Below are 16831 nucleotides of genomic sequence, written 5' to 3'. Positions count from 1 at the left end.
TCTTCATCGAGATGAACCCGCGCATCCAGGTCGAGCACACGGTCACCGAGGAGGTGACCGACGTCGACCTCGTCCAGGCGCAGCTCCGCATCGCCTCTGGCGAGACGCTTGCTGATCTCGGACTCTCGCAGGAGTCGATCCAGCTCAAGGGCGCGGCACTCCAGTGCCGCATCACGACCGAGGACCCGGCCAACGGTTTCCGTCCCGACGTCGGGAAGATCACGGGCTACCGTTCCGCGGGCGGCGCTGGCGTGCGGCTCGACGGAGGGACGGTGTACCAGGGGGCCGAGATCAGCCCCCACTTCGACTCGATGCTCGTCAAGCTCACGTGCCGCGGGCGCGACTACGCGACCGCGGTCAAGCGCGCTCGTCGGGCCCTCGCGGAGTTCCGTATCCGCGGGGTATCCACGAACATCCCGTTCCTCCAGGCCGTGCTCGACGACAAGGACTTTGTCGCGGGAAATGTCGCGACCTCGTTCATCGACGAGCGCCCCGAACTGCTCCATGCCCGCAGCTCGGCCGACCGCGGAACCAAGCTGCTCACCTGGCTTGCCGACGTCACCGTCAACAAGCCGAACGGCGAGCTCACAGTGCATGCCGATCCGCTCGAGAAGCTTCCAGCCGTCGACGTCTCGAGCGCGCCGGCCGGCTCCCGGCAGCGCCTTCTTGAACTCGGTCCCGAGGGCTTCGCCAAGGCCCTCCGCGAGCAGACGCCGGTCGCTGTGACCGACACGACATTCCGGGACGCGCACCAGTCGCTCCTCGCGACACGCGTCAGGACCCGGGACCTCGTGGCCGCCGGCCCCGCGGTCTCGACCCTCACGCCGCAGCTGCTCTCGGTGGAGGCGTGGGGCGGTGCGACCTACGACGTCGCACTCCGCTTCCTCGGCGAGGATCCGTGGCAGCGTCTCGCGGCCCTCCGTGCCGCGATCCCCAACATCTGCATCCAGATGCTCCTGCGCGGTCGCAACACGGTGGGTTACACCCCGTATCCGGAAGAGGTCACCGACGCGTTCGTCAAGGAGGCCGCAGAGACCGGGATCGACATCTTCCGCATCTTCGACGCCCTCAACGACGTCAGCCAGATGGCACCGGCTATCCGGGCAGTCCGCGAGACGGGCACGGCCGTGGCGGAGGTGGCCCTCTGCTACACGGGCGACCTTCTCGACCCGAACGAGAAGCTCTACACACTCGAGTACTACCTCGATCTCGCCCAGAAGATCGTCGACGCCGGCGCCCACATCCTCGCGATCAAGGACATGGCCGGGCTCCTGCGCCCGGCCGCGGCGGCCAAGCTCGTGGCAGCGCTCCGCGAACGGTTCGACCTCCCGGTCCACCTGCACACGCACGATACGGCGGGCGGCCAGCTCGCGACGCTCCTTGCCGCCGTGGACGCGGGCGTCGACGCCGTCGACGTCGCCTCGGCCTCGCTCGCGGGCACGACGAGCCAGCCGCCCGCGTCGGCCCTCGTCGCCGCGCTCGCGCATACGCCGCGGGATACGGGCATCTCGCTCGAGGCCGTGAGCGCCCTCGAGCCCTACTGGGAGGCTGTGCGCCGGGTCTATGCGCCATTCGAGTCCGGCCTCCCGGGCCCGACCGGGCGCGTGTACCGACACGAGATCCCGGGCGGCCAGCTCTCGAACCTGCGCCAGCAGGCCATAGCGCTGGGCCTCGGGGAGCGTTTCGAGGCGATCGAGGACATGTACACGGCGGCGGACCGGATTCTCGGCCACCTCGTGAAGGTGACACCCTCGTCGAAGGTCGTGGGAGACCTGGCGCTGCACCTCGTGGGCCTCAACGCGGACCCGGCGGAGTTCCAGGAGAACCCGCAGAAGTACGACATCCCGGACTCGGTCATCGGGTTCCTCGGCGGCGAGCTCGGCGACCCGCCCGGAGGCTGGCCCGAGCCGTTCCGCACCAAGGCTCTGCAGGGGCGCACCGTGAAGGTCCGCGAGGCGACCCTGAGCCCCGAGGACTCGGAGGCGCTTCGCGGAGACTCCGCGACGCGCCGTGCCACTCTCAACCGGCTCCTCTTTCCCGGCCCGACCAAGGAGTACCTCGCGAACCGCGAGACCTACGGCAACCTGTCCGTGCTCGACACCCGTGACTACCTGTATGGGCTCCAGCGCGGCAAAGAGCACGTGATCGAGCTGGAGCGGGGCGTCCGGCTCATCGCGCAGCTTGAGGCTGTCTCCGAGCCCGACGAGAAGGGCATGCGGACTGTTCTCGCCCTCCTCAACGGTCAGTCCCGGCCCGTGGCAGTGCGCGACCGGTCGGTCGAGAGCAATGTCGCCCAGGCGGAGAAGGCCGATCCGGCGAACCCGAACCACGTCGCCGCCCCGTTCGCCGGTGCCGTGACGGTCACCGCGAAGGAGGGGGACACGGTCAAGGCCGGCGACACCGTGGCGACGATCGAGGCGATGAAGATGGAGGCCTCGATCACGACGCCGACGGCAGGCACGGTCTCGCGCGTCGTCATGCACGGGGTGCAGCAGGTCCAGGGTGGAGACCTCCTGTTGGTGGTCAAGAACTCCTGAACCTGCGCGGGGCCACCCGCTACACTGGCTGCGGTCGAAGAGCCGGGTCAGGCGGCGCCACGGCGTTGCCTGACCCGGCTCTTCGCGAGACCTTTACCGAGCGTGAGCAGCCGAGCCTGAGCGGGAGCCATGACCGACGAGAAGAAGCACGAGAACGACGCCGACAGCGCGCCCGAGCCGGACGGCACGCCCTTCGAGGTGGTGGCGGTACCCGACGCTCGGGACCGCGTGTCTGCTGGTTCTCTCGCGGGGCTCACGCTTCCCCAACCGATCGCCGGCGCCTCGGTCCCCCCAGCTCCGGGGAAGCCTCCTGCCGGGTACCTCCCGGTCTCGTCGCGCGTCCCCGAGCGCGAGGAAGCGGATCCGGAATCGGACACTGGGGCGGACACCGTAGCGGAACCCCCAGCGGATCCCGAGCAGGCAAGCGAGCGCCGGACGCGTCCCGAAGGGCCCGAGCCGGCGTCGTCGCTCACGTCAGACCGACTCATCGAAAAGGCCGCAACGCCGCCCGTGGGCGGCTGGCGCCTCTGGCTCTACCGGGCGACGTTGGGCTACGTCAACCTCGGCGACCCGGATCACGTGCGGCTCCGACGCGCCCTTGAGCACCGCATCGCAACGCGCCTGGGGGAGCGGACCCGCTTTGTGCCGGTGCTCTCGCGCAAGGGCGGAGTGGGCAAGACGACCGTGACGACGCTCCTCGGCATGGCTCTGGCAGACCTCCGCGAGGATCGTGTCATCGCCTTGGACGCCAATCCGGACCGGGGAACGCTCTCCGACCGCAACCCGGGGCGCGCGACCTACACGGCCCGCCATCTGGTCAAGGACCGTTTCTCCGTCGACTCGTTCGCACAGCTCTCCGAGTACACGGCCCGCGAGGGATCGCGGCTCGACGTGCTCGCCTCCGATCCGGACCCGATGGTCGCGCACGCGTTCGACGACGGGGACTACCGCGCCGTGACCGACGTCCTCGGACGGTACTACTCGATCGTCCTCACGGACTCCGGAACGGGGATGGTCCACTCGGTCATGAAGGGCACTCTGGAGAAGGCTGATGCGGTCGTGCTGGTCTCCGGCGGAAGCGTCGATGAGGCCCGCCTCGCCTCGGAGACCCTCACGTGGCTCGAGGCCCACGGGCGCGATGACCTCGTCAAGAAGGCGATCGTCGTCATCAACATCGGCGCAGGCGAGGGCACCCGCGTCGACATCGACGAGATCGAGGAGCATTTCCGCACGCGCGTTGCTCACGTGCTCCGGATCCCGCATGACCGCCACCTCGCGGAGGGGTCGCAGATCGAGTTCGGCAAGCTCCGCCCGGCGACCCGCGCCGCCGCGACCGAGCTCGCCGCCCTCGTAGTGGACCAGCTCATCGGCTGAGGCTGAACCCTCTCGGAGGGGCTTCGTCCTCAGCGGGAGCGTTGATGTGGGACGCCGTCACACGGACGCCGCCTTGGGCGCGGCGTAGATCTCCTCCACGACGGGTCCGAAATCGGCCATGATCTGGGCGCGCTTGACCTTGAGCGATGGGGTGAGGTGGCCTGACTCCTCGGTGAAGTCCGCCGGGATGATTCGGAAGGCCTTGATCGCTTCGGCCTTCGACACCGAGTCGTTCGCCCGATCGATGACGGTCTGAACGTGGTTCCGCACCGTCTCGTTCTCCGCCGCGGCGGCGAGGCCCATGGGCTGCAGTTCGTGCCGTTCGAGCCATCCAGGCAGGGCCTCCTCGTCGAGGGTCACGAGGGCGGCGATGAAGGGCCGCCCCTCGCCCACGACGACGACCTGCGAGACGAGCGCGTCGGCGCGGATCTGGTCTTCGAGCGGGGCCGGGGCGACGTTCTTCCCGCCCGCCGTGACGATGAGATCCTTCTTGCGGCCCGTAATCGTCAGGAACCCGTCGACGTCGAGTTCGCCGATGTCGCCCGTGTGGAACCAGCCGTCGGTGAACGTCTCGGCCTGCAGCTCCGGCAGCTTGTAGTACCCGCGCATGACGCACACGCCCTTGGCGAGGATCTCGCCGTCGTCGGCGATGCGCACGCCGTTGCCGGGGAGCGGGGCACCGACGGTCCCGATCTTGATGAGCGATGGGGTGTTGACGCCGATGGGCGCCGTGGTCTCCGTGAGGCCGTAGCCCTCGAGGACGAGCAGGCCGATTCCGTGGAAGAAGTGCCCGAGCCGCTTCCCGAGGGGTCCGCCGCCGGAGACGGCGTATCGGATGTGGCCTCCCATTGCGGCGCGCAGCTTCCGATAGACGAGCGCGTCGAAGAGCCGATGCCGGAGCCGCAGGGTCATGCTCGGGCTGCCGCCGTCGTCGTGCGCCGCCGACCACGCAATGGCCGTCTCCGCGGCGAGCGCGAAGATGCGGCCCCTGCCCTCGTTCTCCGCCTTCGTGATCGCGGAGTTGTAGACCTTCTCGAAGACGCGAGGGACGGCCAGGATGAAGGTCGGCTGGAAGCTCTGGAGGTCCGGGAGCAGGTTCTTGATGTCAGGTGTGTGGCCCACCCGGATGCCGCCGGCGACGCAGAGCACCGAGATGAACCGCGCGAAGACGTGCGCGAGGGGCAGGAACATGATGGTCTTCGCCCCGTGCGCGAAGACCTCGGGGACGGCCGCGATCGCGTTCTCGGAGAGTCCGACGAAGTTGCCGTGGGTCAGCTCGCAGCCCTTGGGGCGCCCGAGCGTCCCCGAGGTGTAGATGATCGTCGCGAGGGAGTCGAGGGTCGCGGCCGTCCGGCGTGCCTCGAGCTGCTCATCGCTCACGCGTTCCCCGGCGGCCCGGAGCTGGTCCAGGCCTGCAGGCGTCATCTGCCAGACGTTGGCCACCGGGAGCCCCTCGGACTCGATCGCGACGTGGATCATGTCCTCATGGTGGGCGGTCTCGCCGAACGCGGCGACGGCCTCCGAGTTGCCGAGGTTCCAGGCGACCTGAGAGGGGGAGGACGTCTCGTAGATCGGCACAGAGACTGCGCCGGCGAACCAGATGGCGAAGTCGACGAGGACCCACTCGTAACACGTGCGCGCCATGATGCCTACGCGGGCCCCCTGCCCGACCCCGCTCGCGATGAGGCCCTTCGCGAGGCGCTCCACGTCCGCGCGGAACTCGGTCGCCCGGACGTCCTTCCACGCGCCCGTGGAATCGCGACGCGCGAAGAGGGGTGGATCCGCAGGCTTCTCCGCCTGCTCGATGAGGAAGTCGGTGATGTTCCGTGCAACCGCGTGGGGGACAAGGGGCGGGACGATCTTCTCGCGCACGTTGACTCCTTTGTTTTGCCCTCGAGAGGTGCGTACCTCAACCATAGCCAAGGCCCCTGCTCGTGTGGTTCGTGCCACGTTTCCGAATGCTACTGGCGAGTAACATTACTGGGTGCCCCCAGAGTCCGCCACTGCCGGGGGCCCCAGCTGCCCCCACTAGACTGGCCCGGTGCCCACTCCGCGACGCCCGTTCCCGCCCCGTCGGCCAGCCGGCCCCCGCCTCCGCCGCCGCGGGCTCGCGATCGGGATCGACATCGGCGGGACGAAGGTCGCGGCGGGGGTCGTCGACGCCGAAGGCCAGATCATCCGGGAGGCCCGTCGGACAACGCCAGGCTCGCAGCCGCGGGAGGTGGAGCGTGTCATCGTCGAACTGGTCCAGGAGCTGAGCGTCGACCATCGCATCGCTTCGGTCGGCATCGGTGCGGCCGGCTGGATGGACCTCGACGGGGGGACCGTCCTGTTCAGTCCCCACCTCGCGTGGCGCAACGAACCGCTGCGCGACAATCTGGAGCGGCTCCTCCGGCGCCGGGTGCTCCTGACGAACGACGCCGATGCTGCGGCGTGGGCCGAGTGGCGGTTCGGCGCGGGGCGGGGCGAGCAGCGACTCGTCTGCATCACCCTCGGTACGGGGATCGGCGGTGCCATGGTCATCGGCGGGCGGCTCGAGCGCGGACGCTATGGCGTCGCGGGGGAGTTCGGACACCAGGTCATCATGCCGGGTGGCCACCGGTGCGAGTGCGGGAACCGCGGCTGCTGGGAGCAGTATGCCTCCGGGAATGCGCTTGGCAGGGAGGCCCGGGAGCTGGCGCGGGCCAATTCGCCCGTCGCGCAGGAGCTCCTCAAGTCCGTCGGCGGAGACGTCGACGCCATCACGGGGGCTGTCGTCACCGAGCTCGCCCGAAAGGGGGACAGGGCCTCACGGGATCTCCTTGAGGACGTCGGCGAATGGCTCGGCCTCGGCCTCGCCAACCTCGCGGCGGCCCTCGATCCGGGCACGTTCGTGGTGGGCGGCGGCCTGTGCGACGCCGGCGACCTCTTGCTCGAGCCCGCGCGGCGAGCGTTCGCACGCAACCTCACCGGGCGGGGCTTCCGTCCCGCAGCCCGCATCGAGCGCGCTGAACTCGGGCCTCAGGCGGGGCTCATCGGCGCGGCCGACCTCTCCCGAGTGAGCCCGAGGGCAGGATGGGCCGCAGGACGCTAGCGCTCAGAGGCGAGCGCCGTTGTCGTCCTCGTCCTTCTCCCGCGGCAAGCGCATGATGAGGTAGCCCACGGAGCCGATGAACGCAGCGACGATGACGGCGATCGCCCACGCGGGGATCCCCCTCCAGAAGAGCGCCGAGAGCAGGAGGCCCACCGGCGCCCCGAGAGCGCCGAGCCATGCGAGGACGATCGCCGGGTCGGCGCCCGCCAGGATGGGCTCGGGCTCCTCGGGGACGAACTCTCCGTCGCCCTCCGGCTCATCATCATGGAACGGCTTGCCGCGGGGGCGCGTCAGGCCGAAGGGATCGAATTCCTCGAAGTCGGGCGTCTGCGCGTCGTCGTCGGCCGGCTCGAGCGCGCGGACCGCCGCGGCACGCTCGGCGGCCGATGGTTCCGCTGGGGCGGGGCCGAACTCCTCGTCTGCGAAACCCGGACCGAGGCGCGGATCGTCGGCCCGCAGCCGCGCGACGAGGTCGCGCCAGATGTCGTCGTCGGCCGCGTGGTTCGCTCGGTCCGGATCGGGACGCCCGTTCATGCGTGCTCCTCGGTGTGTTCGGGCTTGGCGGCGGGGGAGGTGACTTCGCGGATGAACGCCGCGGACCGGGTGAAGATCGACTCGGCGTCGTTGTCGAGGGTGGCGACGTGGTAGCTGTCCGGCAGCCGTACGAAGCGAAGATCGGAGCCGCCGTAGCGACGGGTGATGGCACCCACGCTGCGCTCGCTCGTCACGACGTGGTCGACGGCGGAGCGGAAGACCTGGAGCGGAGCGGTCACGCGGGGGAGCAGCGCGACGGTGTCGCGGAACAGGAGCTTGAGCTGGTGCGCGGCTGCGACCGGAGTGCGATCGTAGGCCTGTTCGTCTTGACCGGGCCGCTTGATGTCGTTGCCGATGGCCGGCACGGACCGCAGTGCGTAGCGCATGACGCCGGAGACGTGCGAGCGCGGGTCGTCGACGACAAGCGCCGGGTTCACCACGGTGACGGCGGCAACGGGGTGCAGCGCGGCGAGGCGCAACGCGAGGGCTCCGCCCATCGAGAGGCCCGCGGCGGCGACCACGGAGCACTCCTCGGCAAGCTCGAGATACGCCGACTCGTAGGCGTCGTACCACTCGTGCCACGTGCGCTTGGCCAGGTCACCCCACGTCGTGCCGTGTCCGGGGAGCAACGGCGTCACGACCCGGAAGCCCTCGGCACGGAGGGCTTCGGCCCACGGGGTGACGGCCGCGAGGCTGCCCGTGAAGCCATGGCTCAGGACGACACCCACCGTCGCCGAGACGCTGTTCATGTCAAGCATTATGCCCCGATCGCGTTCCCGCCGTACGAGTCTCAGGACCCGACGCGCACCGGGCGAAGAATTCGGCGGTGCGCGCCACGATGAGTGGGGCCTCGACGTCGCGAGTCGCCACGTGCGGACTCGCGTGCAGCGGCACGAAGTCCAGCTCACGGCTCGCGACCTTCCGCAGGATGTGACGTATCGAGGACGGCGGGACGACCGGATCGACGTCGGACTTGAAAGCGATGAGCGGCGCCGTGACGCGGCGCAGCGAACGTTCGACCTCCCGAAAGAGGAGGCGGAGTTCGTGGACGGCCGCGAGGGGCGTCACCGAGTAGTCCCCTTCGTCGCCTACGGGGTCTGGGGCCGCCGGCTCGTCGATGGGCGCGGTCGTGCGGCGGACGAGCCGGATCGCTCCGAGATAGCGGACGCGCCAGTCGTAGAAGCCCAGCCCCGGATTGACGACCGCGATGCCTGCGACATCGAGCCTTGTGGCGGTCCTCAGGGCCAGCGCACCGCCCATCGAGAGCCCCGCGACGAACAGCAGGTCGTTCCGCGCCGCGACGCGGGCGCACGCTTCCTCGAAGCATTCCGCCCACTCGCGCCAGCGCCGGCTCTCGAGGTCGCGCCACGTGGTGCCGTGGCCCGGGAGGAGCGGTACCTCGACGTCGAAGCCGTGGGCAGCGAGTCCCTGCGCCCAGGGCAGCACGGACGACGGCGCGCCGGAGAACCCGTGACAGATCGCCACGCCGCAGCGGGGCTCGGAATCGTCGGCGCGCGAACTCATGGACTCATCGTTGCATCGCTAGAGTGAACTCAGGAAGCACGCTCGCGCTGTCGACGGAAGGCAAGCGTTGATCTACTGGATTCTGAAACGGATCTTCATCGGGCCAATCGTCAGAGTGCTGTTCCGGCCATGGGTCAAGGGGCGCGCAAATGTCCCGGATGCGGGGCCAGCCATTCTCGCGTCGAACCATCTTTCGTTCTCGGACTCGATCTTCATGCCGCTCATGGTCCGCCGGCCGGTCGTGTTCCTCGCCAAGCAGGAGTACTTCACGGGCGCGGGCCTCAAGGGGCGCCTGACCGCGGCCTTCTTCAGGCTCACCAATCAGCTCCCCATGGACCGCTCAGGCGGCTCGGCGTCGACCGCGTCCCTCGGTGCCGGCGCCCAGGTGCTGAGGGACGGAGGCCTGCTGGGGATCTATCCCGAGGGCACGCGCTCGCCCGACGGTCGGCTGTACCGGGGAAAAGTGGGGGTCGCCCGGCTCGCGCTCGAGGCCCGCGTTCCGGTCGTCCCAGTTGCCATGATCGGCACTGAGAAGGTCCAGCCCATCGGTCAGCGGTTTCCGAGCATCCGACGCGTCGGGGTCATCTTCGGCCAGCCCCTCGACTTCTCGGAGTTCTATGGGAACGCCGACGACAGGACGGTCCAGCGGACGGTCACCGACCGCATCATGCAGGAGCTCCAACGACTCTCGGCGCAGGAGTACGTCGACGTCTATGCAGCCACCGTCAAGGCGCAGCTCGCGGCCGAGCAGGCCGCCCACGGCGCCGACCTCAAGGACCGCGGGGAGGAGACGGCGGAGGGTATGTGAGGGGCCGTCGTCATGCGGCTCTGGGCTTGCCGCCGCTGAGCTAGCCTTGTCTCGTGACTCAACTCTCCACGCCCCCGCCGGCCCCGTTCACGAGCACCTCGCAGAGCGGCGCCGCGGACTATCCGGGTCTCGACGAATGGCGGTCGCTCCCCGTGTCGCAACAGCCCTCGTGGTCTGACAGCGCCGCGTTCGAGCGCTCGGTAGCCGAGCTGTCGATTCTTCCGCCGCTCGTCTTCGCGGGCGAAGTAGACCTCCTGAGCCACCGGCTCGCGGATGCGCCCCAGGGCCGAGCCTTCCTGCTCCAGGGCGGCGACTGCGCGGAGACGTTCGAGGCTGCGACGGCGGACCGCATCAGCGGACGGATCCGCACGATCCTCCAGATGGCCGTCGTCCTCACGTACGGTGCGGCGATGCCGGTCATCAAGATGGGGCGCATGGCGGGCCAGTTCGCCAAGCCGCGCTCCTCGGACACCGAGACCCGCGAGGGTGTGACGCTGCCCGCGTACCGGGGCGACATCGTCAACGGCTACGACTTCACGCCGGAATCCCGGGCTCACGACCCGCGGCGGATGCTGCAGGCCTACCACACCTCGGCCGCGACCCTGAACCTCATCCGGGCGTTCACCCAGGGTGGCTTCGCCGATCTCCGCCTGGTCCACGCGTGGAACCAGGGCTTCACCAAGAATCCGGCCCACGCACGCTACGAGTCGCTCGCCCGGGAGATCGACCGGGCGGTCAAGTTCATGGACTCGTGCGGGGCCGATTTCGAGGCGCTCAAGCGGGTCGAGTTCTTCGCGAGCCACGAAGCTCTCCTGCTGGACTACGAGCGTGCGTTGACCCGGATCGACTCCCGCACCGGCCTCCCGTACGACACCTCGGCGCACTTCCTCTGGATCGGGGAGCGCACGCGCGAGCTCGATCACGCCCATGTCGACTTCCTCTCGCGCGTCCGCAACCCCATCGGCGTCAAGCTCGGCCCGAACGTCACGGGCGACGACGCGCTGCGGCTCATCGACAGGCTGGATCCCGAGCGCGAGCCGGGACGGCTCACGTTCATCACTCGGATGGGCGCGAAGAACATCCGGGAGAAGCTCCCGGCCGTCGTCGAGAAGGTGACCGCCTCCGGCGCGCAGGTCCTGTGGGTCACGGACCCCATGCACGGCAACACCGTGACGTCACGGAACGGGTACAAGACCCGCCGCTTCGACGATGTCGTGGACGAGGTGCGCGGCTTCTTCGAGGTCCACCACGCCCTCGGCACGGTTCCCGGCGGGCTGCACATGGAGATGACGGGCGACGACGTCGCCGAGTGCCTCGGCGGCTCGGACCCGATCGACGAGGCGGCGTTCGAGGACCGCTACGAGTCGGTGTGCGATCCCCGGCTCAACCACATGCAGTCCCTCGAGATGGCGTTCCTCGTCTCCGAGGCCCTGACGCACGGTTGAACTGGCCTCAGACCACCGTGAGCGTGATCGTCGACCCCTCGGGAACGTCGCGGTCCACGGGGTCTTGAGCCCGGACCGTCCCGAAGAAGCCGCCCAGGATGTCCTGGACGTTGACCGCGAAGCCCAGCTTCTGCAGGGCCGCCTGGGCGACGCTCACCTGCTGGCCCACGAAGTTCGGGACGTGCACCATCCGTGGTCCCTTGGAGAGGGTGAGGGTCACGGTCGAGCCCTTCGGTGCGTTCTGGCCTGCGGCCGGCGTCTGGGCGGCGACGGAGCCCGCAGGGACGTTGCGGTCGAACACCGGCGCATCAGCGATCGCGGGCTGCAGGCCCGCAGCCTGGAGCGCGGCGACGGCGTTGTCCTGGCCGAGCCCCACGACGCGTGGCACGGCAACCGGCTGAGGCCCCTTCGAAACCGTGAGCGAGACCGCGGTGCCGTGCTTGACGGGTGTCCCAGCGGGCGGATTCTGCGACATCACCGTCCCGGGCGCCGCATTGTCGCTGTACGCCTCGCTCACAGTGCCCAGCGCCATCTTCGCGTCGGAAAGCTTGGTCTTGGCCGCGTCGAGCGAGGAGTTGGTCAGGTCCGCGAGAGGAAAGAGCTCTGGGCCCTTCGACACCATGACCTGGACGCCCTCGAACTTGCGCACCTGGCTCCCGGCACCCGGATCGCTTGCGACGACCAGGCCTGCGGAGACCGTGTCGTCGTAGACGTCGTGCGTCGTGAAGGGGAGCCCCGCGTCCTGGAGGAGCGACTGGGCTTGCGCGACCGTGAGGTTCTTGACCGGCGGCACGGTCGCGAGGGCGCCGGGCCCGAAGCCGAAGAACCAGCCGAGTGCGGCGGCCAGGAGCGCGAGGACGACGACGACGGCGAGCCAGATCGCCGCGCGTCGGCGTGGATTTCCCCTGCCAAGCTGATGGGTGGGTCGCACCGCCGCAGCGCGTGCCGCCCGGTCCGCTTGCTTCAGCTGCCGACGCTGCTCGCGCGGGCTGAGCGGCGCGGGCCGCGGCATGAGGCTCGTGTGCCCGGATCCCGTGCCGGCGAGGATTTCGGTACCCTGCGAGAGCGCCTGCGTCCGGCTGTCCGACATCCTCTCGGTCAGGGATTCGTGCGGCCCGATAAGGTCCGTGGCGGGCTCTGCAGCGCGCGACCTCGCGCCCGGCGCCCGGTAGTCGAGCTGCTGGTCCGTGAGTGAGCGTCGAATGTCGCGGATCTCGCCGAGGAGCGCGAGGGCGCTCGGTGGTCGGCCATCGGGGTCGCGCCGGGTCATCCAGCCAACGAGTTCGTCGAGCTCGGGGGCAAGTCCCGGCGCGAGGGTCGACGGAGCAGGCACGTCCTCGTTCACGTGGCGGTATGCCACATAGCTCCGTTCGCCCCCCGTGAACGGTGGCCGCCCGGTGAACATCTCGAACAGCATCACGCCGGTCGCGTAGAGGTCAGTGCGCGCATCGACGGGCCGCCCCGTCAGCATCTCTGGCGCGATGTACTCCGCGGTGCCGAAAAGGGTGTCGGTGACGTTCGTGGCGGCGAGGCTGCGGGCGAGTCCGAAGTCCCCGACCTTCACGCGGCCGTCGTCGGCCAGGAGCACGTTCGCCGGCTTGACGTCCCGGTGGATGATCCCGGCCGGGCGGGCGGCGGCGAGCCCCTCCACCACCGCGTCGATGAGCGCGAGGGCCTGCTTCGGCGCGAGGGCCCCGCTCTCGTCGAGCAGATCTCGCAGCGTGCGTCCGGCAACGTACTCCATGACGAGGTACAGCACACCGCCGTCTTGACCGCGGTCCAGCATGGAGACGACGTGCGGATGCGACAGCTGTGCGGCGGCGATGGCCTCGCGCTCGAAGCGCTCGGCGAAGTTCCGGTCCCGGCTCAGATGCGGATGGAGGACCTTGAGGGCGACCCGCCGCTGGAGCGTCGTGTCGACGGCGAGATAGACCGTCGCCATTCCGCCGGTACCGAGCAGCGACTCGACCTCGTAGCGGCCGCCGACGAGGCCGCCCACGAGGCCCTCCGTGTGCTGTCCGTTCACCCTACGATCCTATGCCGAACGTGGGGACGTGGGGCTCGAACGCGCTGACCACCGACCTCACCCGCTGGATCGAAGGCCCGCTCCTCGCCGCTAGCGGAAGAGCGCCATGTTCGCCGTGACGGCCTGGACGTAGGCCTTGGTGTCATCGAACATTCCGCGCTTCGCGACGGACGTCTGGCCTTGGTAATAGCCCGCGATCGCGATGTCCTGGGACGGTCCCGCGTCGAGGAGCGCGCGCAGGATCGCGATGCCCGCCGTCGCGTTGTCCCGCGGGTCGAGCGGGTTGAGCTTTCGGCCCACCAGGCCCGACGCCCAATCTGCCGAGGACGGCACGAGCTGCATGACGCCGATCGCGTTGGCCGGGGAGACGGCCCGCTGGTTGAAGCCGGACTCCTGGTACGCGAGGGATAGGGCGAGGACAGGGTCGACGCCCATCGCGCTGGCCGTGTCGGCCACGATCTGCTTCATCTGTTCGCGCGTCGGCACCGGCGACGCGTTGAGGATCCGCTTGTTCTCGTTCGCCGAGGTGACCACGGCGTCTGGGTAGGTGAAGCCGAGGAAGCTGTTGCCGACGAGCGGCTTCGCTGGGGCGGCGGAGGCAGCCGCGACAGCAGGTGCGGCCGGGAGCTTGAGCGAGTGCCCGGCATAGATGACCGAGGAGAGGCTGAGGCCGTTGGCGGCGAGCAGGTCTCCCAGAGCGACCTTCAGCCTCGCAGAGATGCCGTAGAGCGTGTCACCCGGCCGGATCGTGTAGCTCGCGCCGGACTGCGGGACGGTCGAAGCCGGTGACGCGGACGTGGCGGCAGGGGCAATGGCCGGATCGGAGGCGGGGTCGCCCGCAAGCGCGAGCGTCTGGCCGGGGAAGATCAACGAGTTCTCATCGAGCCCGTTGAGCTCGAGGACCCGATGCCAATCGAGTCCGAAGCGCGTCGCGATGCCGATCACCGTGTCGCCCTCGAGGACCGTGTACTGGGCGGGTGCGGAGGGAGCCGCGGGCACGATTGAAGGGGCAAGGCGGCTCGGGACGAGGGCAGCAATCTGCGAGGCGGGAACGACGTCGGCCTGAGGGGCCGTTGCGTCCACGTTGGCCTGCGCGCCTTGAAGCTGGGCGGGCGCGGTCGCCGCTGAGGCCGGTTCGGCGAGGGCAAGCGACGAGAGGACCACGGCAGGGAGCGTGGCCGTAGTGACGGCGACCGCGGGCAGCTTGGACCTGTGCCCGGGCAGAGCCTGGCGTGTGGCCGACATGAAGAGTCCTCCCTGTGACTGATGTTTCTCTTGTGACAAAAGTGTTTTTTGACAACTTCCGATACACCTGTGACTCAGGTGAATCTCTCACGGATCCCCAGTAAGTACAAGGCGCGGGGGAGCCCGGCCCTGCGGGAGGGAGGCCGCACAGGAGCCGGACTAGGAGTGGCGGCCTGCTCCGTGGCACGCTTATGCCGTGAGTGAGATTGATGACCTGGTGTCAGAGTGGCTTCCGCTGCCCGAAGTTGCCGAAAGGCTGGGCTGCAAGATCACCAAGGTCCACGGGCTTTTGGATGAGCGGGCGCTCGTCGCCCTGCGGATCGGCGAACGGGGCATCCGCTCGGTTCCTGCGCTCTTCCTTGACGGCGACCACGTCGTGGACAGCCTGAAGGGCACGATCGCAGTGCTCGCCGACGCTGGGTTCTCGGATGAAGAGCTCATCACCTGGCTCTTCACACCCGACGAATCGCTGCGAGGTCGTCCGATCGACGCCCTCCGGGAGGGCCGGAAGACAGAGATCCGTCGGCGGGCGCAGATCCTCGCCTGGTAGGCGCCCTCGGCGGTCCGCGGGTCGGCGGTCTCTTCTGGCCGCGCGGGGGCTCAGGCGGCTCGCTGGACGGCGGCGAGGCCGAGGCTTTGGAGCGCAGCCCGGACGTCCTCGGGCACGGGTAACTCGCCGAGCGCGTCGAAGGCCCGTGTCGAGAGGTTGTCGATGAGGGCCTCGGTGGCGTCGAGCGCGCCGCTCGTGGCGATGACCGCCCGCAGGCGCTCGACGTCGTCGTCCGTCAGGTCCTGCCTCCCCAGGCTCGCCTCGAGGAGCGCGGCTCCCTCCGCCGTCGACCGCTCGAGTGCGTAGGCCACGAGGACTGTGCGCTTTCCTTCGCGGAGGTCGTCGCCGGCGGGCTTACCCGTCGTCCCTGGGTCTCCGAAGACTCCGAGGACGTCGTCGCGAAGCTGAAAGGCCTCGCCCAGCGGGAGCGAGAAGCGCGAGTATGCGGCGAGAAGTACCTCGTCGGCGCCAGCGAGTGCCCCGCCGATCGCGAGCGGATGCTCGGTCGAATACTTTGCAGACTTGTAGCGGATCACGTTCGCCGCGGCCGCGACGGCCTCACCTCGGGGACGGAGCGGCCCGGCGACCTCCTCGAGGATGTCGAGGTACTGGCCGGCCATGACCTCGGCGCGCATCGTATTGAAGATGCGGCGCGCGGACGTCGTCGACCCGGCGGCCGGTCCGATTGCGGTGAATGCCTCCTCGCAGAAGGAGAGGCACAGGTCGCCCGTGAGGATCGCGGCTGCCTGCCCGAACCGCTCCTCGTCGAGGGCCCAGCCCCGGTCCCGGTGGAGCTGCCCGAAGCGCCGGTGGACGCTGGGGCCGCCCCTTCGGATATCGGAGCGGTCGATGATGTCGTCATGGATGAGCGCCGCGCCCTGGAACAGCTCGAGCGCTACCCCGGCCTGCACGGCTTCTGGACCGAGGATGTCGCCGCCAGCTCCGCGCCAGCCCCAATAGCAGAACAGCGCCCGCAGCCGCTTCCCGCCGGTCACGAGTCCCGAGATCGCGTCCATGAGCGGTGCGACGTCTTCGGAGACGGAAGCCATCTCCGCGGCTCGTCCCTCGATGAACTGGCTGAGCTCGCGCGCGAGGTGCTCGCGATAGCGGGCCTGCTCATCGTGCTGGGCCGGTGTGGCTGCTTGGACGTGCATGGCTACTTGAGGGCCGAGGGGTTGACGGTGGCGCCGACGGTGTAGGTCGTGCGCCCGTCGACGACGACGACGGCGACGTTCACCGTCTCCTTGCCGTTGGACCGCACGAAGTCCTGGCTGTCCGTGGTGCCGACTCTTGTCGGGGCGACGGCCGTGAAGCCCTGGCTCGTGAATTGGCCCGAATAGTACGAGAGGATCTGCGCCGAGGCCGAGGTGGTCGAGGCGACGAGCGAGGCCTTCGCGGGGTTGGTCGTCGCGTCGTAGCTCGTCGAGAGGGGAGTCGAGCCCGGCATGATGGGAATCACCTTGGTCGGGAAGCCGGGAACCAGAGCGTTGACGGTCGACGAGGCGGACGACGACGGGGTGTCGCTCGCGCTGACCGTCGGCGACGCGGTGTCGGTCGGCGAGGCGGAGGACGTCGTGGTGGGGGAAGACGTGGACTGCGCGCTCGTCGACCCTCCGTCCGAACAGCCCGCGAGGAGCACGGCCGCGATGGCGACAACGGGGACGAGCGCTCCACGACGATTCCTCAACTGCGCTGTCATTCTCGGCACTGTCACT

The 16831-nt window shown here is 69.4% G+C and carries 14 protein-coding genes; 6 read left to right on the top strand and 8 right to left on the bottom strand.

Features of this window, described 5'->3' with window-relative positions; genetic code table 11:
* Positions 1-2537, top strand: a 2537-nt coding sequence (locus tag V7053_RS01600) for a pyruvate carboxylase (protein ID WP_334170509.1), incomplete at its 5' end; no start/stop codon positions are given.
* A 129-nt stretch (positions 2538-2666) separates the two neighbouring features.
* On the top strand, positions 2667-3911 hold the full coding sequence (locus tag V7053_RS01595) for a MinD/ParA family ATP-binding protein (RefSeq protein WP_334170508.1): 1245 nt from the start codon (positions 2667-2669) through the stop codon (positions 3909-3911).
* Positions 3912-3968: 57 nt separating this feature from the next.
* On the opposite strand, the gene V7053_RS01590 is transcribed toward V7053_RS01595, so the two are convergent.
* Complete coding sequence (locus V7053_RS01590) at positions 3969-5783, bottom strand: AMP-dependent synthetase/ligase (RefSeq protein WP_334170507.1); 1815 nt, start codon at positions 5781-5783, stop codon at positions 3969-3971.
* A gap of 169 nt (positions 5784-5952) precedes the next feature.
* On the opposite strand from V7053_RS01590, the gene V7053_RS01585 reads away from it, so the two are divergent.
* Positions 5953-6984 carry an ROK family glucokinase gene (locus tag V7053_RS01585; protein WP_334170506.1) on the top strand — a complete coding sequence of 344 codons (1032 nt, stop codon included), beginning with the start codon at positions 5953-5955 and terminating at the stop codon, positions 6982-6984.
* Between the two features lie 3 nt (positions 6985-6987).
* Here the strand turns inward: V7053_RS01585 and V7053_RS01580 are convergent, their stop codons facing one another.
* From V7053_RS01580 to V7053_RS01570, 3 genes are read right to left on the bottom strand one after another with little or no spacing between them, the layout of a single operon-like run.
* Positions 6988-7518, bottom strand: coding sequence for a hypothetical protein (locus tag V7053_RS01580; RefSeq protein WP_334170505.1), 531 nt, complete (start codon positions 7516-7518; stop codon positions 6988-6990).
* A complete protein-coding gene (locus V7053_RS01575; protein WP_334170504.1) occupies positions 7515-8267 on the bottom strand; it encodes an alpha/beta hydrolase in 753 nt (250 codons plus the stop codon). The genes V7053_RS01580 and V7053_RS01575 overlap by 4 nt, the downstream gene beginning before the upstream one ends.
* A gap of 1 nt (position 8268) precedes the next feature.
* Positions 8269-9042 (bottom strand): alpha/beta hydrolase, encoded by a 774-nt coding sequence (locus V7053_RS01570; protein ID WP_334170503.1) that lies wholly within the window; start codon positions 9040-9042, stop codon positions 8269-8271.
* Positions 9043-9109: 67 nt separating this feature from the next.
* Between V7053_RS01570 and V7053_RS01565 the strand changes: the two genes are divergently transcribed.
* Positions 9110-9850, top strand: coding sequence for a lysophospholipid acyltransferase family protein (locus tag V7053_RS01565; protein ID WP_334170502.1), 741 nt, complete (start codon positions 9110-9112; stop codon positions 9848-9850).
* A gap of 53 nt (positions 9851-9903) precedes the next feature.
* Complete coding sequence (locus tag V7053_RS01560) at positions 9904-11295, top strand: class II 3-deoxy-7-phosphoheptulonate synthase (RefSeq protein WP_334170501.1); 1392 nt, start codon at positions 9904-9906, stop codon at positions 11293-11295.
* 7 nt (positions 11296-11302) lie between these two features.
* On the opposite strand, the gene pknB is transcribed toward V7053_RS01560, so the two are convergent.
* Together pknB and V7053_RS01550 are read right to left on the bottom strand one after the other, a co-directional pair.
* The gene (gene pknB, locus V7053_RS01555; RefSeq protein WP_334170500.1) at positions 11303-13321 is read right to left on the bottom strand and encodes a Stk1 family PASTA domain-containing Ser/Thr kinase; all 2019 of its coding nucleotides are present in this window, start codon (positions 13319-13321) and stop codon (positions 11303-11305) included.
* 90 nt (positions 13322-13411) lie between these two features.
* Positions 13412-14566 (bottom strand): lytic transglycosylase, encoded by a 1155-nt coding sequence (locus V7053_RS01550; protein ID WP_334170499.1) that lies wholly within the window; start codon positions 14564-14566, stop codon positions 13412-13414.
* Between the two features lie 217 nt (positions 14567-14783).
* Here V7053_RS01550 and V7053_RS01545 point away from each other — a divergent pair, with 217 nt between their 5' ends.
* The gene (locus tag V7053_RS01545) at positions 14784-15116 is read left to right on the top strand and encodes an Rv2175c family DNA-binding protein (protein ID WP_443022482.1); all 333 of its coding nucleotides are present in this window, start codon (positions 14784-14786) and stop codon (positions 15114-15116) included.
* A 50-nt stretch (positions 15117-15166) separates the two neighbouring features.
* Here V7053_RS01545 and V7053_RS01540 read toward each other — a convergent pair whose 3' ends face one another.
* A complete protein-coding gene (locus V7053_RS01540; protein WP_334170497.1) occupies positions 15167-16270 on the bottom strand; it encodes a polyprenyl synthetase family protein in 1104 nt (367 codons plus the stop codon).
* A gap of 2 nt (positions 16271-16272) precedes the next feature.
* A complete protein-coding gene (locus V7053_RS01535) occupies positions 16273-16815 on the bottom strand; it encodes a hypothetical protein (protein ID WP_334170496.1) in 543 nt (180 codons plus the stop codon).
* Positions 16816-16831 lie beyond the last annotated feature (16 nt).

Source organism: Sinomonas sp. (assembly GCF_036848755.1).
Classification (GTDB): Bacteria; Actinomycetota; Actinomycetes; order Actinomycetales; family Micrococcaceae; genus Sinomonas.
The sequence above is the reverse complement of the archived record's forward strand: the minus strand, read 5'-3'. Positions and strand labels throughout refer to the sequence as shown.